At 61.6% G+C, this 21,692-nt stretch carries 15 protein-coding genes; 11 read left to right on the plus strand and 4 right to left on the minus strand.

The window, feature by feature from the left end; translation table 11 throughout:
• Nucleotides 1-46 precede the first annotated feature (46 nt).
• The 3 genes from pcrA (at nucleotide 47) to pntB (ending at nucleotide 5,993) form a co-directional block, all read left to right on the plus strand.
• Nucleotides 47-2,803 carry a DNA helicase PcrA gene (gene pcrA, locus M3B90_RS08820; RefSeq protein ID WP_259889931.1) on the plus strand — a complete coding sequence of 919 codons (2,757 nt, stop codon included), beginning with the start codon at nucleotides 47-49 and terminating at the stop codon, nucleotides 2,801-2,803.
• Nucleotides 2,804-2,999: 196 nt separating this feature from the next.
• Nucleotides 3,000-4,544: a Re/Si-specific NAD(P)(+) transhydrogenase subunit alpha gene (locus M3B90_RS08825; protein WP_259889932.1), complete on the plus strand. Its 1,545-nt coding sequence runs from the start codon at nucleotides 3,000-3,002 to the stop codon at nucleotides 4,542-4,544.
• A 9-nt stretch (nucleotides 4,545-4,553) separates the two neighbouring features.
• Entirely contained in the window at nucleotides 4,554-5,993 is a 1,440-nt protein-coding gene (pntB, locus tag M3B90_RS08830) for a Re/Si-specific NAD(P)(+) transhydrogenase subunit beta (RefSeq protein ID WP_259889933.1), read from the plus strand.
• A 111-nt stretch (nucleotides 5,994-6,104) separates the two neighbouring features.
• Here pntB and M3B90_RS08835 read toward each other — a convergent pair whose 3' ends face one another.
• From M3B90_RS08835 to M3B90_RS08850, 4 genes are all read right to left on the minus strand, one after another.
• On the minus strand, nucleotides 6,105-6,683 hold the full coding sequence (locus tag M3B90_RS08835) for a flavodoxin domain-containing protein (protein ID WP_259889934.1): 579 nt from the start codon (nucleotides 6,681-6,683) through the stop codon (nucleotides 6,105-6,107).
• Between the two features lie 96 nt (nucleotides 6,684-6,779).
• On the minus strand, nucleotides 6,780-9,749 hold the full coding sequence (locus tag M3B90_RS08840; RefSeq protein WP_259889935.1) for a multicopper oxidase domain-containing protein: 2,970 nt from the start codon (nucleotides 9,747-9,749) through the stop codon (nucleotides 6,780-6,782).
• Nucleotides 9,750-9,827: 78 nt separating this feature from the next.
• Nucleotides 9,828-10,331: a hypothetical protein gene (locus M3B90_RS08845; protein WP_259889937.1), complete on the minus strand. Its 504-nt coding sequence runs from the start codon at nucleotides 10,329-10,331 to the stop codon at nucleotides 9,828-9,830.
• Entirely contained in the window at nucleotides 10,331-10,618 is a 288-nt protein-coding gene (locus M3B90_RS08850; protein ID WP_259889938.1) for a hypothetical protein, read from the minus strand. Before M3B90_RS08850 ends, M3B90_RS08845 begins: the two co-directional genes overlap by 1 nt.
• A gap of 117 nt (nucleotides 10,619-10,735) precedes the next feature.
• On the opposite strand from M3B90_RS08850, the gene sucC reads away from it, so the two are divergent.
• The 8 genes from sucC to M3B90_RS08890 form a co-directional block, all read left to right on the plus strand.
• Nucleotides 10,736-11,905 carry an ADP-forming succinate--CoA ligase subunit beta gene (gene sucC / locus M3B90_RS08855; RefSeq protein WP_259889939.1) on the plus strand — a complete coding sequence of 390 codons (1,170 nt, stop codon included), beginning with the start codon at nucleotides 10,736-10,738 and terminating at the stop codon, nucleotides 11,903-11,905.
• Nucleotides 11,906-11,912: 7 nt separating this feature from the next.
• Entirely contained in the window at nucleotides 11,913-12,896 is a 984-nt protein-coding gene (sucD, locus tag M3B90_RS08860; protein WP_259889940.1) for a succinate--CoA ligase subunit alpha, read from the plus strand.
• A gap of 169 nt (nucleotides 12,897-13,065) precedes the next feature.
• The gene (locus M3B90_RS08865) at nucleotides 13,066-14,598 is read left to right on the plus strand and encodes a hypothetical protein (RefSeq protein WP_259889941.1); all 1,533 of its coding nucleotides are present in this window, start codon (nucleotides 13,066-13,068) and stop codon (nucleotides 14,596-14,598) included.
• 136 nt (nucleotides 14,599-14,734) lie between these two features.
• Nucleotides 14,735-15,067: a hypothetical protein gene (locus M3B90_RS08870; RefSeq protein WP_259889943.1), complete on the plus strand. Its 333-nt coding sequence runs from the start codon at nucleotides 14,735-14,737 to the stop codon at nucleotides 15,065-15,067.
• Nucleotides 15,068-15,250: 183 nt separating this feature from the next.
• Nucleotides 15,251-15,979 carry a metal-dependent transcriptional regulator gene (locus M3B90_RS08875; protein ID WP_259889944.1) on the plus strand — a complete coding sequence of 243 codons (729 nt, stop codon included), beginning with the start codon at nucleotides 15,251-15,253 and terminating at the stop codon, nucleotides 15,977-15,979.
• 185 nt (nucleotides 15,980-16,164) lie between these two features.
• The gene (locus tag M3B90_RS08880; protein WP_259889945.1) at nucleotides 16,165-17,064 is read left to right on the plus strand and encodes a C40 family peptidase; all 900 of its coding nucleotides are present in this window, start codon (nucleotides 16,165-16,167) and stop codon (nucleotides 17,062-17,064) included.
• An 86-nt stretch (nucleotides 17,065-17,150) separates the two neighbouring features.
• On the plus strand, nucleotides 17,151-17,993 hold the full coding sequence (locus tag M3B90_RS08885; protein WP_259889947.1) for a hypothetical protein: 843 nt from the start codon (nucleotides 17,151-17,153) through the stop codon (nucleotides 17,991-17,993).
• A gap of 375 nt (nucleotides 17,994-18,368) precedes the next feature.
• On the plus strand, nucleotides 18,369-21,692 hold a 3,324-nt coding region (locus tag M3B90_RS08890; protein ID WP_259889950.1), incomplete at its 3' end, for a hypothetical protein.

Here is a 21,692-nt window from a genome sequence, read left to right on the forward strand (position 1 = left end):
CTGCAAAGCCCACGGCCCGATCCACACCGCTATCGAAGGTAATTGAATGTCCTCGCTTTTCGACGATTTCCCGCTTCCGGAGTCCTTCCGCGCGCTCGGTGAGAGTGGGAGCGGCAAGAATGGCGACGGAAGCGGGGGTGAGGGCGATCCAGGCGTCGCAAGTGCGGGGAGCGGTGTGAGTCCGGAGCGCTCAGCAGATTTTGGGGGCGCGCGGGGAGATTCCGACGCTTGCCCGCCTCCGGATGACTGGGATTTTTCCGAGGACGCCCCGCCCGAAGATTGGGCAACCGCATTCGGCGAGGAAGCGTCAGAATCGATGAGCCCCGAACCGATCCCACATTTCGAGCCGGTTCCCGAAGAACCCGAACCCGTGCGCCACGAAAACTTCGCGGCATGGGGCGGGCGTGATGAGAGCGCCCTTGAAGAGATCGTCGAGGGGCTGAACCCACCCCAGCGCGACGCCGTTGAGCACCGCGGCTCCCCGCTCCTGATCGTAGCCGGCGCGGGTTCCGGGAAAACCCGCGTGCTCACGCGCCGCATCGCCCACCTCTTGCGCAGCGGCGAAGCGCTTCCCGGCGAGATCCTCGCGATTACCTTCACGAACAAGGCCGCCTCCGAAATGAAAGAGAGAGTCGAGGCACTCATCGGGCCCGCGGCACGCTACATGTGGGTGTCGACCTTCCACTCGGCGTGCGTACGCATCCTCAGGCGCGATGCCGCAGCCGCTGGGCTCAAGTCGACGTTCTCGATCTACGATTCGGCCGATTCGAAGCGGCTCATCACGAACATTGCGAAGGATCTCGGACTCGATTCAAAGCAGCATCCTCCGCGCGCCTTCCAGTCGAAGATTTCTTCGCTCAAGAACGAGCTCATCGCCCCCGAGGAGTACGCGGCCCAGGCAGAAAATGCGAAGAATCCCGCCGAGCGCACCATCGCGCAGGTATACACGCAGTACCAGGAGCGCCTGCGCACGGCGAACGCCGTGGACTTCGACGACCTCATCGGGATGACCGTGCGCTTGCTCGCCGAGAATCCGGCGATTCGCGAGAGCTACCGCCGTCGGTTCCGTCACGTGCTCGTGGATGAGTACCAGGACACGAACACCGCGCAGTACAAGCTCGTGCGGGAGCTCGTGGGTGAGGATCCGCACGCCGATCTCACGGTCGTGGGCGATTCGGATCAGTCGATTTACGCGTTTCGCGGCGCGACGATCCGCAACATCATCGAGTTTGAAGAAGACTTCCCGAGTGCCCGCACGATCCTTCTCGAACAGAATTATCGCTCTACGCAAACGATCCTGAGCGCCGCGAATGCGGTCATCAAGGAAAATCAGGGCCGGCGCCCCAAGAAGCTGTGGACCGATCAGGGCGATGGCCAGCAAATCACGCTGTATGTCGCCGACGACGAGCAGGGCGAGGCCCGCTACATCACTCGCCAGATTGATGCCTTGATCGACGAGGGCGCGAAGGCCGGCGATATCGCGGTCTTCTACCGCGCGAACGCGCAGTCGCGCGCGCTCGAAGATCAATTGATCCGCGTGGGGCTCCCATACAAGGTCGTGGGCGGCACGCGCTTCTACGAGCGCCGCGAAATCAAAGACGCGATCGCGTACCTTCGCGTGCTCACGAACCCTGCGGACGAAATCAACCTGCGCCGGATCCTCAACACGCCCAAGCGCGGAATAGGAGAGAGGGCCGAGGGCGCTGTGTCGGCGCTTGCCGAGCAGGAGCGCATCAGCTTCGGCGAGGCTCTCGAACGCGCGAGCGAAGCCCCGGGAATCGCCACGCGTTCCCTCGGCGCGATCGAGAAGTTCGTGGCGCTCATGGGGCGTGTGCGCGAACAGGTCGAGAAAGGCGAGGGCCCAAGCGAGGTGCTCGAGTCGATCTTGAGCGAGAGCGGCTACTACGCGTCACTGCAAAGTAGCGATGACCCTCAAGACGAATCCCGCCTCGAGAACCTCGCGGAGCTCGTGAGCGTTGCCGCCGATTTTGAAGCTGATCTCGCCGCTGCAGAGGCCGCGGCCTCGGAATTCGAAGATGAAACGGAGATAGAGGATGAACCTCCCACCGGCTCGCTCGTCGATCAGTTCCTCGAGAAGGTTTCCCTCGTTGCCGATTCCGATCAGATCCCCGAGGGCGAAGACCAGTTCGTCACGCTCATGACCCTTCACACCGCGAAGGGCCTCGAGTTTCCGATCGTGTTCCTCACGGGTATGGAGGACGGCACGTTCCCGCATCAGCGCACGCTCGCTGACCCGAAGGAACTCGAGGAGGAGCGTCGCCTCGCCTACGTGGGGATCACGCGTGCGCGCGAGCGCCTCTTTCTCACACGCGCGAGCGTGCGCGCCGCGTGGGGCTCGCCCCAGTTCTTCCCCGCATCGCGCTTCCTCGAGGAAATCCCCGAGGCTCTCGTGCATGTTGCCCGCGCCGGAAACGCACGTGCCTACGCCGATTTTGGCGGCGGCTACGGAGGCGGTTTCGGTTCCGACGGTTGGGGCGCCTCGGGTCGCTCCCGCGGCTTTGGTGGCTCGAGTACGCGCGGCCCCTCCGTGACGGGCCTCGGCGTGGGTGGCGGTCGACGCGACGTGTCGCGGCCGAGCTTTGGCTCCGGCAAGAAGGCGAAAACGGCGAGCGAGATCCCAAGTCTCGAGGTTGGCGATCGCGTGACACACGATAGCTTCGGCATGGGCACCGTGATCTCCGCGAGTGGCGCGGGGGAGAAGCTCCAGGTCGAGGTCCAGTTCCGCGACCCGCACGGCAAGAAGCGCCTCCTCGTACGCTACGCGCCAATCACGAAGCTCTAAACATGAGGGGCCGGGCAACCGTCGGACACCCCCGCCAACTCAGGGTGGAGAAAAGTGACCAGGCAGCGCCAAACCGAGCTCACGACGTCGTTTTTCTCCACCTGAAGAGGAGAACGGACCGTATGCCTCGCGTGCACGGGGTAGATTCGTAGCAGGCCACATGCGCCCCATGGGCCACCCTCACTAAGGAGTGACATTGCGAATCGGAATCCCGAGAGAAAGCCTCGAGGATCAGCCGCTCGTTGCCGCCACGCCCGACACCGTTCGCAAGCTTCTCAAGCTTGGGTACGAGGTCGCGGTTGAGCGCGGCGCGGGAGAGCGCGCTTCATACCTCGATTCCGCCTACGCCGAAGCCGGCGCCGAGATCATGGGGGAGGAGGTGTGGCAATCCGATGTCGTCACGACCCTCGATACTCCGCCGCGGGAAATGCGCGAAAAGATGCTTGCCGGCGCCGTGCTGATTTCCCGCATGACTCCTGGTCGTAACCCCGAGCTCATTGACGAGCTCAAGGAGCAACGCCTCACGGCTCTCGCGATGGATGCCGTTCCGCGCATTTCTCGTGCGCAGTCGATGGACGTTCTCAGCTCGATGGCGAATATTGCCGGCTATAGGGCGGTTATCGAAGCCGCGAGCAACTTTGGTCGTCTCTTCACCGGTCAGGTCACGGCGGCTGGCAAGGTGCCGCCCGCGAACGTGTATGTAATCGGGGCCGGCGTTGCGGGTCTTGCGGCTATCGGAACGGCGAATTCGATGGGCGCGATCGTGAAAGCCACTGATCTTCGCCCCGAGGCTGCTGAGCAGGTTGAGTCGATGGGTGCGGAGTTCGTCGCGATTCCGGCGAAGACGGAGAAGTCTGAGGACGGTTACGCGAAGGAGATGACGGGCGACCAGGCGAAGGCCGCCGCGGAGCTCTATGCACGCCAGTCGGCCGAGGCGGACATCGTCATCACGACCGCGAACATCCCGGGCCGCAAGGCTCCCGTGCTTCTCACGGCCGCGGATGTGCACAACATGAAGCCCGGTTCGGTCATCGTCGATATGGCTGCCGCAAACGGCGGCAACTGTGAGCTCACGAAGCCTGGCGAGGTGTATCAGACCGAGAACGGCGTGATCATTGTGGGCCACACCGATCTCGCGGGTAGGCTTCCCGGCCAGGCGAGCCAGCTGTATGGACAAAATATCGTGAACCTCATGAAGCTCGTGACACCCAAGAAGGATGGCGTCATGATGCTCGACTTCGAGGACACGATCGTTCGCGGCATCACCGTGACGTTCGCGCACGATGGTGAGGCGGATGTGCTGTGGCCTCCGCCGCCCGTGAAGGTTTCGGCCGCGCCTGCCTCACCGGCCCCCGAAGCGACGCCCGCTCCCGCGGAAGCATCCAAAGCAAAGAAATCCCACGCGGGAACGGTCGCGGCGGTGATCGGCGGAATCCTTGGTGTGGCGCTCGTGCTCGCGAGCCCCTTCCAAGTGGCGGAGCAGTACATGGTGCTGATGCTCGCGATCGTGGTGGGCTACTACGTCATCACGTCGGTCACGCACTCGCTCCACACACCGCTCATGAGCGAAACGAATGCGATCTCCGGCATCATCCTTGTGGGCGCGATTTTGCAGGTGGGAAGCGCGAACATCGCGGTCGCGATCTTGTCGTTCATCGCGATCGTGATTGCGAGCATCAACATTTTCGGCGGGTTCACGGTCACGCACCGCATGCTCTCCATGTTTTCGAGGGAGGGCTGAGAAGTGGATATGCAGCTGATTGATTGGACTTTGAGGCTCACGAATCTCGCGTATATCGCCGCGGCGATCCTCTTCATCCTCGCTCTCGTGGGGCTCAGCGCCCAGACGAGCGCGAAGCGCGGCAATCTTTTCGGCGCGGCGGGCATGCTCGTTGCGCTCGTCGCCACGATCGCGCGTGCCCTCGTGAATTCGCACGCGGATCCGGTCCATTTCAATGGCCCGATCGTGACGTTCATTCTCATCGCCCTCGCGATGGGTATCGGCGCCGCCGTGGGAATCGTGCTGTCGAGGAAGGTCGAGATGACGGGCATGCCCGAGCTCATCGCGATGCTTCACTCGTTCGTGGGCCTTTCTGCGGTGCTTATTGGCTTCAATAGCTTCCTGCACCCGCACGGGATTTCGCCCGCGATGGAAACGTTCCACTTGGGGGAGGTCGCACTCGGCATCTTCATCGGTGCCGTGACGTTCACGGGTTCGATCGTCGCGTACTTGAAGCTTTCGGCGAAGATCAAGGGCGCGCCGCTCATGCTTCCGGGCCGCAACTGGATCAACCTCGGCGTTCTTGTGCTCTCGCTCGTGCTCGGCATCGTGTTTATGGCGAGTGGCGGCGAGGGCTTCGCGGGCTGGGCTTCAATCATCCTGCTCACGCTCCTCGCGCTGTTCCTTGGTTTCCACCTCGTTGCGGCGATCGGCGGCGGCGATATGCCCGTTGTCGTGTCGATGCTCAATAGCTACTCGGGCTGGGCCGCGGCGGCCGCGGGCTTCATGCTCGGCAACAACCTGCTCATCATCACGGGTGCGCTCGTTGGCTCGTCGGGTGCGTACCTGAGCTACATCATGTGCAAGGCGATGAACCGCTCGTTCATCTCGGTGATCCTCGGTGGATTTGGTTCCGACGGTGGCTCGTCCTCCGCCGAGCGTGATTACGGTCAGCACACCGAGATCACGCCCGAAGAGACTGCTGAGCTTCTCAAGGGTGCCGCGAAGGTCATGATTACACCCGGCTACGGCATGGCCGTGGCACAAGCGCAGTATCCGGTCGCGGAACTCACGAAGAAGCTGCGTGAGAGCGGCGTTGATGTCACGTTTGGCATCCACCCGGTTGCAGGCCGCCTTCCGGGGCACATGAATGTGCTGCTTGCCGAGGCGAAGGTTCCCTACGACATCGTGCTCGAGATGGACGAGGTGAACGATGACTTCGGCGACGTCGACGTCGTGCTCGTGATTGGCGCAAACGACACGGTGAACCCGATCGCCGAGGAGCCGGGCAGCCCGATCGCGGGCATGCCCGTGCTCAAGGTGTGGGAGGCGAAGCACGTGGTCGTGTTTAAGCGTTCGATGGGCGCCGGCTACGCGGGCGTGCAGAATCCGCTGTTTTTCAACGAGAACACGGGCATGCTGCTCGGCGATGCGAAGGCGTCGGTCGAGGCAATCTCGAAGGCGCTGTAGGGCCTGTCTTTTTCATCGAAACCCCGGGTTGTCCGCGATCGGAGGGCCCGGGGTTTTCTCGCGTGCGCCCCGAGTGAACGCGCAGCTATTCGTCGCCGCGCTCTCGTCGAGTCAGCGACGCTGAGAAAGCTGCCCGAGGATCGCTTCGAGCAGCGGCTCGATGTTCTCGCGTTTCACGAAATCCGTGTCTTTTCCCCACGTGTCCAGCATTTCCTGGTCGTTGGGGTGGCGCTTGTTTTCCGGCGTCGAGTTCATGAAGGCGTGCACGCCCTTCAGGGCAAGACCGTGGGCGAAGGACACTTTGGAGTGGGCGAGGCCGCCGCGCGCGTGGAAGCATTCTGTGCGCGCGAGTACGTCGCTTGGGAGGTTCGCGCTATGAACCTTGGCGACTTCCTCGGTACGGCTCGGATCGGCCCAGGCAACACTGAGCAGCACGAGCCGGGCGCTCGTGTAGGCGTGCGCGGCGTTCACGAAGGCTTTGACGTGGTGGAGCTTGCCGGCGTAGTTGCCACCCGCGTACACCACGAGGTCAGGGTCGCCGCCGAGGGTCTCGCTCGCGGCTTTGACGGTGAAGCCCTTGGTGGGAAGCGTGTGCACTTCCCAACCAGATTCTTGCAGGGCACCCGCGATCATCTCGGCGTAGCGGCCCGAGTGCCCGTAGATCGAGCCATTGAGGATGAGGGCTTTCATGGTGTGCTCCTTCGCGGTGCGAGACGCCTCTGGTGCCACGGTCGATACCTCTAGCCTGCCACGCACCTTCACTTCCCGGCAGGGACTAAGAGCTGCCTAGGCCGTGACGTGGATGAGCGCGAGCGCCCCGCGTTCGAGGTCCACGAATTGGTGATTGACGGCCTTGTAGGTGCCCTCTTCGTGGAACACCATCTCGACGAAGCCGCCTTGGCAGCTACCGAGGTCGAGGGCTTGCGCGCCCCCACCCGTGGTGTTGTCGGGTCGCAAAAGGTATTCGCCCTCCTTGAAAACCGTGTCGAACACGGTGCCGACGACGTGGAACGCGAGGCCTCGACTCGGTCCCGCGGCGAGCACCCAAATGCGCACGCGCTCGCCAACCTTGGCCTCGAGGGGCTCGTGCACGTACTGGTTCGCGTGACCGTTGAACACGGTGAAGTCGGGGCGTTCGGCAAAGATTTTCTCCGAGGAAATGCCGTGGACCGCGCAGCCGTCGGGCCCTTGAACCGGCCGCCCATCCGTGCCGGTGCTGGCCTCCGGGGCGAGGTAGTGCTCGGATTGCACGAGCACGTATTCACGATCGGCGGGCGCGAGCCCTTGCGGCGGCACGATGAGAATCCCGAACATCCCACCCGAGAGGTGCATCGTCATGGGCGCGGTCGAGCAGTGGTAGAGCCACGCGCCCGCGTAGTCCGTCGTGAATGGGTACTCAAGGCTCTCACCGGGGGCGATCGTTCGCATGTAGGTGTTAGGCGCGACGGTGCCTGCGTGGAAATCGATCGAGTGGCCCATCTCGCCGCTGTTGGTGAGGGTCAGCTCAATTTTTCCGCCGAGCGGCGACGTGATGACGGGCCCCATGACCTCGCCGTTGTAGACCATCGACTCCATCGCGATTCCAGGGGCGATTTCGAGGTTTTTCTCGGTCACATCGAACGTCAGCTTTTGCGGCGCGCCAGGAGAGGGCACGGCAGGCACGACCGGGTCGCGCCGCGTGCGAGACGCACCGGGGGCGGCTTTGAGGTCGGCTTTGACTCGGGCGAGAGAATCGGTTCCGACACCTGCCGCGCCACCGTCGGCTTCGTGGCTTTTGCCGGTGTTCGCCCCGGTTGGGGTGACCGTGAGGGTCATGCCCATCGCGCGGTGTCCGACGATCGAGCACCAGCCTTCGACGGGGGCGGTGATGACGCCCGCGTCGAGTACGACGGTGTCGCCAGGAAGCAGGCGCGACGTGTGGGCGCCCGTGTCGAGAACGAGATCGTGTGTGTTCGCGGGATCGACGTTGTGCACCTCGATCTCGAGACGGTCGCCGGCGGGAACCTCGAGCGCGTTCGGCACGAAGCGCATGTCGGCATTCGCCTCGACCTTGAGGCGCGTCGTGCGGCCCGTGGGTGCGATGGATGGGGCCGTACCGTTTTCGGGGTGAGCACCTCCAGCGGGGGTTCCGACGGCTGCCGCGCCCGCGAGGGTGCCGTCAAAGGCACGTCCCACCGCGGCGAGAGAAAATACGGTCCCCATTCCAGCGAGTGCGCTCGTGAGATGGCGCCGGTCGAGCGATGCCGGTCCAGGAAAGTCCGTCGATTCGCGTGCACGAGCGGCAGCCGGGCTCGCCTCAGAGGCAGTGGGAGCCGGAATCGAGGCGCCGGGCGCCGATTGCTTCGGTGCGGTGGGTGCGCCCACGCGCGGCATGCCAAGCTGCGCCGAGCACTCCTTGAATTCGAGGCGTTCGCGCAGATTGACCTTGACCATTCGGAGCATGAGGTAGATGAAACTCGCGAGTACGAAGAACGCCACCGCAGACACCAGAACGCGCGTGACTGAGCCGAACTGGCTCGGCGCGAACGTGCCGAGAGTGAGGGCCCCGAAGAGCGCCTCACCGATTGTGCCCGAGACGCTCGCGAACGCGAACAGGCCAAGCGCGAGATTGAGCGTCACGACACGGAAAACCGTCCAGCGGCTCATGACGGCGAGCCCTGCCTTGAAAGCACGCGGACCACCGCCCATCGAGGCGGGCAGGAGGTAACTCATCGCGCCAAGGAGAAGCTGGAGGAGGAAACCCGCGACGAAGGGGACGCTCAGATCGTGGAGGCGTGCCGCGGTGAGCGAAAAGTTGAGCGGTGACGAGACCGGGGAACCGTCGGAACTGCCGATCGAGCTGAACCAGAGCCCCCACAGCGCCACGCACGTGCCGAGGAACCACAGCGCGCCCGCGCCGATCGAGAGCACGGGGAAGAGCGCGAGCGGCTCGCGGCGTGCCTGACGCGCCGATTGCCGCGCGAGGGCCACGAGGAGTAGCCCGATCACGACCTGACCGAGGATGTAGAGGGTGAGGCCTGCGAGACCCACGAGGACGTTGTCGACGAGTGCACCGAGCATCGCGATAAGAGTGCCGATCACCATGACGATGAGGAAACGCGAGGCGCGCGTGGCCTTGAGCGTGTCGAGTTTTGTGCGCAGCACAGTGGGCCACAGCGTGAGCAACGTTGCCGAGACCGTGACCCCCACGAACCCGAGAATGTTGACAATTTGATGCGCGAGCAGGAGGCGCCCCTGCCACGGCTCGCCGGGGGAGAAGGCGAGGATCGCGCCGAGCGTCGCGCCAAAGGGCAGAAGGCATGCGGCGATGAGGTAGGCCCGCACGACGAACGAGAAGCGCGGGGCGAGGGCCGCTTTGAGCTGTGCGCCAAGCGCGAAGGCATACCAGAGGATCATGGCGCTCACGCCGATGGCGCCAAACACCGTGAGGAGTGGGAGATTCGCAAGCATTCCCGCCATCGTGAGAACGATCGAGGCGGTGAGAGCCCAGATGCGTGCCACCTGACATGAGCGGGTCTCCTCGGCGAGGCGAGTTTTGAGGAGGGCCTCCGTGAAGTGCTGGCCCCAAATCATGATCGACGTCGTCACAAGACCGAGCGTCACCATGTGCACGAGAAGCCACCGGAACTGCGGGATGAGCGGATGCGCCGCGACGGCGATCACGAGCGCGATCATCCAGTAGGAGACTGGTTTCGTGGCCTTTCTGTGCCAGCTGCGGCGGGTAAAGCCTTCGGGGCGATCATCTCTCGAATGCAAGGCTGACCTTCCGTGCGGGGAACGACAAACGGGGCGCGAGGGCGCCCCGTTCATGCTATCGACGCCTGGGGCGCTCGATTAGGACTTAAACCTCTTGACCTTCGCTCCCTCGGGCAGCTCCTCGCCGGGAATACCCTCCGGATCGTCGGGGTCGGTTTCTTCGTACGCGTCTTGCATGAGGGCCGCGATGATGCGCAAAAGCACGAGAACGGCGAGGAGAACGAGCATCCACGTGACCGGGATAGGAATGATCCTCGAGAACACGAACCAGATCGCGCCGAGCGAGAGGGCGATGATCGACGTGTCGCGTAGGGCCGCGAGCAGGCGCTTGGTCATGTTCGCGCGCTTATAGCGCCGCCCAGCGACCTTTGCCGCCGCGCGCATAGTCTTCGCCGATTCGCTCGCGGAGTTCTTCGCGCTTTCCGCGCCGCGCCTGACGTTATCGGCAGCCTTCGCTTCCCACACCTTCTGCGCGCCGCGAGCGTAGGCCCGGGCCTCGCGCTGCACCGCACGCTTTGCCCCCGGCGCTTGCTTGCGTGCGGTATTGCGCGCGGCTTTCGCGTAGGTTCTCCAATCGGCCATTACTCTTCATCCCTTATGCGGATATCGCCATCGTGCCTATTGCCAGAGTGTGCTCGGCCATTGCGGATGGCCTCCCGTTCGCGGTCCCGGCGCCATTCGTAGTAGTACGAGAGCCCCACGTTGAGCGCGAGAGTAATGAGAATTGAGAGCACGAGACTCGCGAATTTCGCCTTGATTCCCATGAGCGAGAGAACCACGAAGAAAAGGGTCATGACCACGACGGAGAAGAAGAGGTGGTCCATGATGCGCTGGCGAAGTGTCTTGCGCTTGGGACGGGGACTCATCATTGCTCCATCGTAACGGCCACGCGCACTGCGAGAGGCACACGTCTTGGACCTGCCGGGTCTCGTGCCGAAGTGCCGATACCCTTGGAAGAGCACTACTTTTCATGGAAGGACGCTCGCGTGGATCTACTCGAATATCAAGCTCGCGAGTTGTTTGCGCGCCACGGCGTCCCCGTTCTCGGCGGGATCCTCGCCAGAACCCCGGCCGAGGCCCGCGCCGCAGCCGAAAAGCTCGATACCCCGATCCTTGTCGTGAAAGCACAGGTGAAGGTCGGCGGTCGCGGCAAGGCGGGCGGCGTCAAGGTCGTGAGCACACCTTCCGAAGCAGAAGAGGCCGCGCAGGGCATTCTCGGCATGGACATCAAGGGGCACACGGTCGCCTCCGTGCTCGTCGCCGAAGGCGCCGACATTGCCGAGGAGTACTACTTCTCGATTCTTCTTGACCGCTCCGCGCACGGCCTCACGGCCCTGTGCTCAAGAGAAGGCGGCGTCGAGATCGAACAGCTTGCAAAGGAACGCCCCGAGGCGCTCGCACGCGTGGAGATTGATCCTCGCGAAGGAATTACCCCCGGCGTTGCCCGCCGCATCCTCAAAGAAGCGGGCTTCGATTCCGGTGAGATCGAACAGATTGCCCCTGTTCTCGAGCGTCTCTGGACGGTATACCTCGAGGAAGACGCGACCCTCGTCGAGGTCAATCCGCTCGTCAAAACCCCCGCGGGGGACATCCTCGCGCTCGACGGCAAGGTCTCGATCGACAACAACGCCCTCTTTCGCCACGACGACCTCGCTGCCATCGCCGCTGAAGAAAGCGCCGACCCCCTCGAAGAGGAAGCGAAACGCCTCGGCCTCAACTACGTCAAGCTCAACGGCGAAGTCGGCGTCGTGGGTAATGGTGCGGGGCTCGTCATGTCTTCCCTCGACGTTGTCGCGTACGCGGGCCGTGACTTCGGCGGGATCCACCCGGCGAATTTTCTCGATATCGGCGGAGGCGCCTCGGCGAGCGTTATGGCCGACGGCCTCGGCCTTGTTCTCGCCGACCCGCAAGTGAAAAGCGTATTCATCAACGTCTTTGGCGGCATCACGGCGTGCGACCAGGTCGCTCTCGGCATCGTGGGGGCTCTCGACGAGCTTGGCGACCGCGCAACCAAGCCAATCGTCGTGCGGCTCGACGGCAATGCCGTCGAGGAGGGCCGAGAGGTGCTGCGAAGCGCGCACCATTCCCTCATCCGCATCGCCGACACGATGGACGACGCCGCACAGCAAGCAGCCGCGCTCGCGGCGGGAAAGTGAGTGAGTCATGGCGATTTTTCTCGACGGCGACTCCCGGATCATCGTGCAAGGCATCACCGGAAGCGAGGGCTTTAAGCACGCGCGCCGCATGAGCGCCGCCGACGCCCAGATCGTGGGTGGCGTCAACCCGAAAAAAGCCGGGACCGATGTGGACCTCGGCAACCGTCGGACCCCCGTTTTTGGCACGGTGGCCGAGGCGATGCGCGAAACCGGCGCGAACGTGTCCGTTGTGTTCGTTCCGCCTCGGTTCGCGAAGGCCGCCGTGTGCGAGGCAATTGAGGCGGGAATGCCGCTCGTCGTTGTCATCACGGAGGGCATCCCCGTGCGCGACACCGTTGAGTTCTATGCGCAAGCGAAGGCGAGTGGACGCACGCGGATCATCGGTCCGAACTGCCCGGGGATCGTCTCACCCGGCCTCTCCAACGCGGGCATCATCCCCGACCACATCACGGGGAGCGGCCCGATCGGGCTTGTTTCCAAGTCGGGCACGCTCACCTACCAGATGATGCACGAGCTTTCCGACATCGGATTTTCGACCGCGATCGGCATCGGCGGAGACCCAATCGTGGGCACGAGCCACATTGACGCCCTCGCGGCGTTCGAGGCCGATCCCGAGACTGAGCTCATCGTCATGATTGGCGAGATCGGAGGTGACGCCGAAGAACGCGCCGCCGAGTTCATCCGCAAGAACGTCACGAAACCCGTCGTGGGCTACATCGCGGGCTTCACCGCACCCGAAGGCAAAACCATGGGTCACGCCGGCGCCATCGTGAGCGGTTCGAGCGGAACGGCCCGAGCGAAAAAAGCGGCACTCGAGTCGGCGGGCGTGCGTGTGGGAACGAGCCCGAGTGAGGCGGCCGCACTCGCACGAAATGCCCTTGCCCCCACTTCACCCGCCCCACCCACTCGGCCCCACCACCCGCTCGGCCCCACCTCACCCGCCCCACCACCCGCTCGGCCCCACCTCACCCGCCCCACCCGCTCGGATTGACGTAGCTAAACGTATGTAATCTTCCCGGCGAGCTCGCTCTCGCTCGTGTTCCTTGGGTTTTTCTGGTTCTCCACTCGGTTTTTCGTCGTGCCTGGGTAGGGGAGTCCGACGGTTGCCAGCTTTGTGTTTTGCCAAAGGTTTCTAAGGAAGCCGCTTTTAGGATGGGGGCATGAGTACTCCATACGGCAACGATCCTGCCAATAACCCCGAGGACCATCCGAACCCCGAGAACGCTGCGAACAACGAGCGTTTCGAGAGCCCTCAGCAAGAGCCGCAATCGGCATCGAACTGGCAGGCGCAGGAAGCGCTCGCCCCATCCCACGACGAATCCTCTGCTGCGACGCCCGAGGGGGGTGTCGTACACGAGGTCGGTCCGTTCGCCGGTCAGAACGCTGACGCTCCTAAGGCTCCCGAAAATTCTGATCCCGCCCAGGCTGCGCCGGCACCTCAACAGGCGGCAAGCGATGGCGACGTGCCGTCGTACGGTTCGACGTTCCAGCCCGCTCAGTACGGCAAGCCCAACGAGCCCGCCGCTTCCTCGACACCGGCGTACGGTGCGCCTGAGCGCGGCACCCATGCTGCGCAGGAAGCCCCGCGGTACGGGGCCGCGCAGAACGACGCGTCGCGGAGCGAGCCCGCACAAGGCGATCAGCCCGAGTTGCCGCGCGAGCAGGCAACTCAAGACGGCGCATACAGTGCCCCGTCGTATGGCGGTGCGCACAACGTTGCCCAGCAGTCGAATGAACAGGCAACGCAGAACCCGTCGTACGGCACCCCCGGCTACGAAGGCGCCGCGCCTCAGAATCAGAGCTATGGCGCGCCAAGCTACGATTCTTCGAGCGGCGCTCCCACCGGTGGCTCGGCTAGCGAAGCGCCAAGCTACGGTTCTTCGAGCGACGCTCCCAGTTACGGATACTCAAACTCGCAGAACGATTCCGCCCAGTTTGATTCCGCGGCAGCGTCTGCACCGCCGGCTGCCGCGCCTTCGGCGGTGTCAGCCGCCTCCGCAAACCAGCCGCAGCAGTATGACTCGGCGGCCTCGGGGTACGGGCAAGCGTCAGCTTCCCAGCAGCCCGGCGAGTCGCAGGGTGCAGGCGAGTATGGTTCGAGTAATGAAAGCGGTGGTTACGGGAACCAACCCGCGGCCCAGCAACAGAACTATGCTCAGAGCTACGGCCAGCAGAGTTACGGCGGGCAGGGCCAGCAACAGAGCTACGGCCAGCAGCAGGCACCCCAGGGCGGCTACAGTGCGATGAATTCAGGCCTCAATCAGCCGGCGCCGCAGGGAGGTTATAGCGCACAGAACTCGAGCGCGAACCAGTTCTCGCAGAGTGCCCCGGCTACGCAAAGTGGATATTCCGCTCCGAGCGCGAATACCGGCTACGCAACACCTGCGGGGTACAACCAGCAGCAACCTTCCGCCGTTGATGGTGCGCAAGAGAAAAACGGTACGGTACTTGGCGTTATCGGCCTCGTGCTCGCGCTCATCGGCATTGGCCTCACGTTTGTACCACTCATGCTCGTCTACTCGCTTGCGATTCCGCTCGGCCTCGTGGGCCTCGTACTCGGTATTTGGGGTGCAGCGCGCGGCTTCAAGGGTGGCGGCGGCAAGGTGCTCGGCATTATTGCCGTAGTGCTCTCGGTGATCTCGATCGTTATCGGCATCGTGTCGGTCATCATCGGCATCATTGCAATGCTGTAAGGGAAAAGTCGCCTCACAGCGATCTCGCCTCGCGTCATCTCCTTTCAGGGGCTGGTGCGGGGCGATTTTCTTATGCGTTTGCGTCGAAACTATGACGTGCCATAACCGCGATGCTCATGACGTCTATGATGATCGCATGAGCGCACCGCCGCCCCTTGACCCGGGAACAGGGCCACGAGCACCTCAGCGCCGCCCGTCCATGCTCACGGTGATTCTTGGCCTCGTCGCAATCGTCTTCGCGATCGCTGGCGGCGTTCTCGGAATACTGAAGGGCGCGATTCTCGTGACTATCGGGATCGGATTGGCTCTCTTTGGGCTTGTCTTTGCGGCGTGGGCACTTCAACGCGCCGTGAGGCGAGCGGACACGTTCGGCATGCTCGTTGGGGCCATCGCCTCTATCGCGACCTTTTTTGCGTCAATCGCGGGGGCTCTCACCCTGTTTGCGAGGATCGTGGCACACGACCTCTAGAGCCAAATGCTCGGCTTACGAAGTTGTGCGCTGCCCGCGCCCCCGCCTAGATTTGCCCGCGGGCTTCGGCACACGTCAACAAAATAGGACCGACGCTTGCTGGGCGAGCGTCGAAAAAGAACTTATAGAATCGAGCAGCGTCACAGACCTCGCCTGCCCCGGGCGACCACCTGAAGGAGTAACGTGACTGATCTGATCGACACGACGGAGATGTACCTCAAAACGGTATTCGAACTCCTTGAGCTTGGGATCACGCCGATGCGAGCGAGAATCGCGGAGAGGCTGCACCAATCGGGCCCCACAGTTTCGCAAACGGTGGCACGCATGGAGCGCGATGGGCTTCTCTTCCTTGACGATGAGCGCGTCATTCACTTAAGCATCGAGGGGGAGCGGATCGCGACGGGGGTGATGCGCAAGCACCGTCTCGCCGAGCGTCACCTGATCGATGTCATAGGACTCGAGTATTCGAAGGTGCACGAGGAGGCGTGCCGCTGGGAGCACGTCATGAGCCTCGAGGTTGAGCGGAAGATTGCCGCGCTTCTCACGCCGCCCTACCGTGACCCGTACGGAAACCCGATTCCGGGGCTAGCTGAGCTGGATTGTGGGCTTGAGGATATTCACCCCGGTGTTTCCGAGGGCATGAAAGGGACGGGGGTTCGGCAAAGCGCGGGTCAAAGACTTGTCGATTGTGACCTGAGCGCGGGAGAGCGGCGAGTGCGAATTGCCTCCATTGGCGAGGTCATCCAATCAGATGTCACCTTCCTCGCGGAGCTCGAAGAACATGGGGTCGTTCCTGGCGCTGACGTGCGCGTTTGCGCCGATGCCGACGCGATCGTTCTTGAGGTCGAGGGAAGAGAGCCAATCTCGCTCACGCCTTCGGATGCGGGGCACATAGGGGTGGATCTTGTGTGACCTAACCCTGCCTAGGTAAAAGGTAGTCAAAGACTTGTAACAGCCTCCGTCAGATCCCGCTGACGGGGGCTTTCCGTCTCGTAGAGTTTTACTCGGTTGCGGAAGAGCCGCACCTCCGCTCCCGGATTTTCACCCCTGCTCCGGGAAGCTCGAAATACTTAGGCAGGAGCCGCAAGGCCGAGAACATGGAAGGTCTCCAAGTGTCGAATCGTTCCGCGAACACCCACCGCCGACAGATGCGCCCCCTCACCCCCGTGACGCGCGCTACCCGCGGCACCGCTGGCGTTGCTTTCGCTGCGACCTTCGTTCTTACCGGCTCCACCGGCGCTCTCGCTGACGGCACCACTCAGGCGGATGCGCCCGCTGACTCCGCGAACGTCATCGCTCCAGTCGCGGCCCCCGCAGTGACGATTCCGGCTGCGCAAAAGCACGATGGCACTGCTTTCGGCGTGTTCGCTGCCGAATCCGCGGCCCTCAAGCCGAAAGCGCCCGTTGCCGAGGTCGAAGAGACCGAAACCCGCACCGACCGCGAAGAGCACTCGAGCAACAACGAGAGTCGCCGCTCGAGCCGCAACGATGAAGATCGTTCGAACCGCAACGAGGAGCAGCGCTCGGATCGTAACGATGAGGATCGCTCGAGCCGAAACGCTGAGCAGAGCACCGACCGGGAGGAGCGCGAGCCTTCGCGCTCGGAAAAGAAGAGCGAGAGCCGCGAAGCCGAGGTTGAGGACGCGCCGAACTCGTCGGTGGCGAGCAGCTCGATCTTCGCCACAGCGAAGCGCGGAATTGGCGTTCCTTACGTTTTCGGTGGTGGCACCACCTCGGGTTGGGATTGCTCGGGCTTCACCTCGTGGGTGTACCGCCAGCACGGCATTAACCTTCCGCACAGTGCGTCCGCCCAGGCGCGCATGGGCAAGCGTGTTTCCGCATCGGAGGCTCGCCCCGGTGACCTCGTGTACCACTCCGGCCACGTGGGAATCTACGCCGGCAACGGCATGATTCTGGACGCTGGCCGAAAAGCCACGGGCACGAGCATTCGCAAGCTCTGGAAGGCTAACTGGTCGTACTACCGCATTGTCGACTGAAACTAAACCTTGTGAAGGAGCCGCCTCCATTTGTCGGAGGCGGCTCCTTCAATTAAGAATTGGCTGCATTTCGGTAGGGTGAGCCTATGACTATCGTGCGTGAAATCGGGGCCGTGCTCCTGGTGCTTGTCTCGTTCGTGGCAACAACCGTGAGCGTACCCGCCGCGTGGGTGCGCGACCGCATCGTGAACCGCGAGGGTTTCCTAAACCTCACGAGCCCCCTTGCGCGCGACCTCGACCTACAAAAGACTGTCGCGAATGACGCGATGAATCAGGTCGGTGCGGGGCTGCCCATTCCCGAGAGCCTACGGGCAGGGGTGCAGGACATGCTCTTGTCCCAAGTCGGCGCCGTCACAGGCACCGAGGCCTACGGGACGATGTGGTCGGGAACGATGGGGGACATCCACGACCAGCTCACGAGTGGCGCCACGACCGTGACGGTGCACGCCGACCTCACGCCGATCTGGGATGCGCTCCTCGCGCCCGTGAAATCGATCCTTCCGTTCGACATCCCCGATATCGGACCGACCGTCGTCAACCTCGGTACGTTCGATGCCGGCTGGTTCGAGATTCTTGAGGCCATCGCCGTAAACGCAACCCTCCTTACCGTCGTGGGTATTGCTGCGGGCATTGGCGCGCTTCTCGTGTCGAGCGTTCGACTGCGCACGCTCATGCTCCTGGGCGTCGCCGTACTGGTGACGGCCCTGACGTGGATTGGCGTGCTCTACGGCCACGCGCTATGGGTGCCCGAGACTCTGACCGATTCGACCGTTGCCGGGCCCGTGGTCCAGCGCGTTCTCGACGTTGCTGCCCACGACGTTTTCGTTCCGGCGGTCCTGTGCGCTCTAGCGGGCCTCGGCATCATTATTGCTGCCGTCACCGGAATGTCGATCGTGGCCGCGCGGCGCTCCCGTGGAAGTAGGAGTTAACGGCAGGGACTGTGTTTGCTTACCCAAAGTTCAGCTGACCGCCTAGTTGAAGGGAAGTATACCTGTGGTAGTATGACAGTGTCATAATCCCTTTCCTCCGATAGGAATGCCATGGACCCCTCTGTCCTCCGCCGCTCTGCCCTAGTGCGGGCCTTGTTCGCGATAGTCCTTACCTGTGTGCTCGTCACGCAGCCTCTCTTCGGCGGGGGGTTGAGTGCTTTTGCTGAGCCGAGCGAGCCAAAGGTGAGAGTGAGCATTGAACGAGTGTCTCCCGAGAAGGTTCTTTCGGGAGCTGAAGCGCAGTACCGCGTCACAGTGAACTGTTCAGTCCTCGCCACCGAAGAAACCGAGAAGTGCCTCGGTAATCCCACCGTCGTGATCGACGGTATTCCGCGTAATTGGGAATGGCGCGTAGCCGAGAATCCTAATGTTTTAGACACAAGTCGATCCCCACGCACGGAAGTGAAAGTTGGCGAAATAGGGCGAGCGGGAGGTAACCTCACCTTCGACCTTTTTGTTACCCCACCGAACTATACGACCCCTAACGGGACTGAATGGAAACTCTCGGCGACTGTCTTTTCTGATACTGAAGAAAAAGCCAAAAGTGACTCGGTGCGCACCGTTGCAGAGGCCGAGGCAAACCTTAACTTGAAGAAAGAAAGCTCCCAGCAATCAACCTGGGTTGGTGACACCTTTCACTGGTGGGTTAGGTCAGATGACCGTCGAGCCGACGGCAAAAAGGAAGGTGTCTATAGATCGATTCGAGTTGAGTATGTCGATACTCTTCCGGAAGGGTTTGAGTTTGTTAAGGTGACTAACCTTTTCGGTGATAATCTCAATGAATCAGAGTACGACTACAACCCGGACACTCATGAATTAAAAATCCGCAGTGACGCTCATAGGGATTTCAAGGTCCACACGAAGGTTCAGCCCGGCGTCCCCCAAGGCGAACATGAAAATAAGGTAACCGCCACTTCCTACTTCCCAGAGAACGGCCGCTACCAAGCGCCCATTACGAAAACGGCAACGGCAAAGGTTTCTGTCGCTGGTCATCCTGAAGGACACGGAGAGATCCGTAAAAGTTCTATCGGGATGTTTTTCCACGATGATAGCGGCCGTGGTACGCGGGCTATCTATCGACGAAGCTATAAGGATGCTCGGGACTCTGACTGGGATGGATTATCAATTACCACATCTCCCGATTATTTGGGTTATTCTAACAATCCCGATAAGCAGACGCAGGATTCTCGACGGATGTTCATCGCCGGTGCTTATCAAATTCACGTGTCGCCTCAGCAAGGCGGCACATCGTTAAAGCCTGAATCGAATCTCTTACCCTTAAAGCAAACTATTGTGGATGATGTTCCGTGTATGGACTCGGGATTTGTTGAGGATGGGTTTTTATTCAAGTCTCGTACTGATGGGAAGTTGTGTCAGTCCCCGGCATTCCATGTGACTGCGGTTCAACTACGGACTCACACCCCAGGCCCAGACCCTGAAGCTGGCGAGTTGAAACCGATTGCGGTGCTGACTAACGGTGACAAGGTGCCTTTAGATATTCTGGGTACGAACGATTATGCCAGTGGGACCGACCATCGTTTCGTTATCTATGTATTTTCTGTGCCTAATTCTGCGCGAGGCAAGGTTGCGAGGATAATCGCCCCTGATAAGGCGAGTGGCCGCTACGACGCTTGGGACATGGCTGTTGGTGGTTTCCCAGAGGAGACTCTGCCTGGTAACGCGATCTTACGCAATGAAAAGGCTAATGTTAAGGTTTGGGCATCTGGTGAAACGGAGCCGTTTATTGATGCAGCAACTGGCCCTGCAGATTTGCACCCGGTTGGTAGTCTTCATGACGTAAAGAAGACCAACGAGGTGAGGTCCAACGCGCTGAAACCGGCCGCGACGTCAAATGACAACAGCGGTTCTACTATCGAAGCTGGAACAAATGCAGTGCTTTGGGAAACCGCGTTTATTTACGACGGTAAGAAGCAGCCTTCGGGTGATATTATCGTAAGCGACCTTCTGCCACGTGGCATGGAGGTCGTGACCAACCCCGAAGATGTACTGACAGACGACGACCTGCGTAAGCGCGTCGCGGAGCGGGACCAGGTTGAATTCTCGTGGGGTGTTTCTGGCGATAAAAAACGCCAAGTTCGTACGACGGTTCAGGAAAACTTTAAGGATGGTCGCACGCTCATTCAGTGGCGCATACCCCACGAATGGGCGAATCCGGATCGGACTGGAAACGTCGAGTTTAAAGGTAAAGTTAGAATCGTTGCCAGGCCGCAGTTTTTCGGTGATTATACTAACGAAGCCTATGTCACTGATGCCACGGAGCCGGAGTGGCGTTGCTTGGATCGTTCGGTTGATGATTCATTCGACATAGACAATGATCCAAAAACTAAAAAGGCGTGCTACTCGACTAGTACGGCCGAGGTAAAACCGCCAGCGAACTACCTTGCTCTCACCCTTACCAAGGCGGTGAAGGGGCCGAAGGAGGATTCGTTTGCGTATTCGCCGAAGAAGGCTGTTGTGGCTGGTGGCGATGATGATGGTGATGTGACGTATCGGGTTGAGGCTGTGAACTCGTCGGGTGAGCCTATGAAAAGGGTCGTTTTTTATGACGTGCTTCCGCATGCGGGGGATACGGGCGTGAGTTCGGATCTTTCGGATCAGAGCCGTGGTTCGACGAAGTCCGCGTCGTTCACTAAGATGACGAAAGTTCCTGATGGCGTGAAGGTTTTCTATTCGACGTCGACGAATCCGTGCCGTCCGGAGGTTTTTCCGGATGATGAGAATAAGGGCTGCGATAACAAGTGGTCGGAGACTGCTCCGGATGATTTGAGTACGGTGCAGGCTCTCAAGTTTGTGTATGAGGGCGAGCTGGCGCCAGGTAAGTCATTGACTGCGGATTACACCATGTCTGTTCCTGTGATGGGGCCGAAGGATGTGTTGTGGAATTCGGTGGCGGCGAAGGCGAGCTTCGGTTCGGGTAAGTCGTTGCCTGCTGTTGAGGCGCCGAAGGTTGGTGCTGCTCGTGTGGCGGAGCCGACGTTTGCGGTGAAGAAGGACCCTGGTGAGGCGTCTGCTGAGAATGGTAAGTGGTCGTCGTCCTATACGGTGACGGTGACGAATACCAGCCCGTTTGAGGGAGAGATTCCGGATATCACTGATACGCCTTCGCTTCCGAAGGGGTTCACACTTACGGGGATCAAGGTTGATGGGACGACGATTGTTGCTAAGCCTGGTTCGTTCCCTGTGACTGATGGTGAGAAGCTTGCGGCTGGAAAATCGAAGACCTTCACGGTTGAGATTTCCGGTGACTATAAAGCGGCTGACGTTGATTGGGCGTCGGTGGCGAAGTGTGAGGCTACTGGCGGCGCTGCGGATACGGGGGGTCTCGTCAATAAAGTCACGATGGATGGTGACACTGACGGCGCTGAGAACAACACTGCGTGTAATCCGGTGAAGAAGGATCCGAAGTTCGCTGTGAAGAAAGAAGCCTCGGGCAAGGCGTCTGCTGTGAACGGTGAGTGGTCTTCGACCTACAAGGTGACGGTGACGAACACTGGTGAGGTAAAAGGCACGTCGAAGACCGTGGCGGATAAACCGTCGGTCCCTGCTGGTTTCGCTCTTTCGGGAGCGAAGGTTGATGGTAAGGACGCTGAGCTGACGGACGGCTCGTTCACGGTCACG

Origin of the sequence: Dermabacter sp. p3-SID358 (genome assembly GCF_025147465.1) — a bacterium.
Taxonomy (GTDB): domain Bacteria; phylum Actinomycetota; class Actinomycetes; order Actinomycetales; family Dermabacteraceae; genus Dermabacter.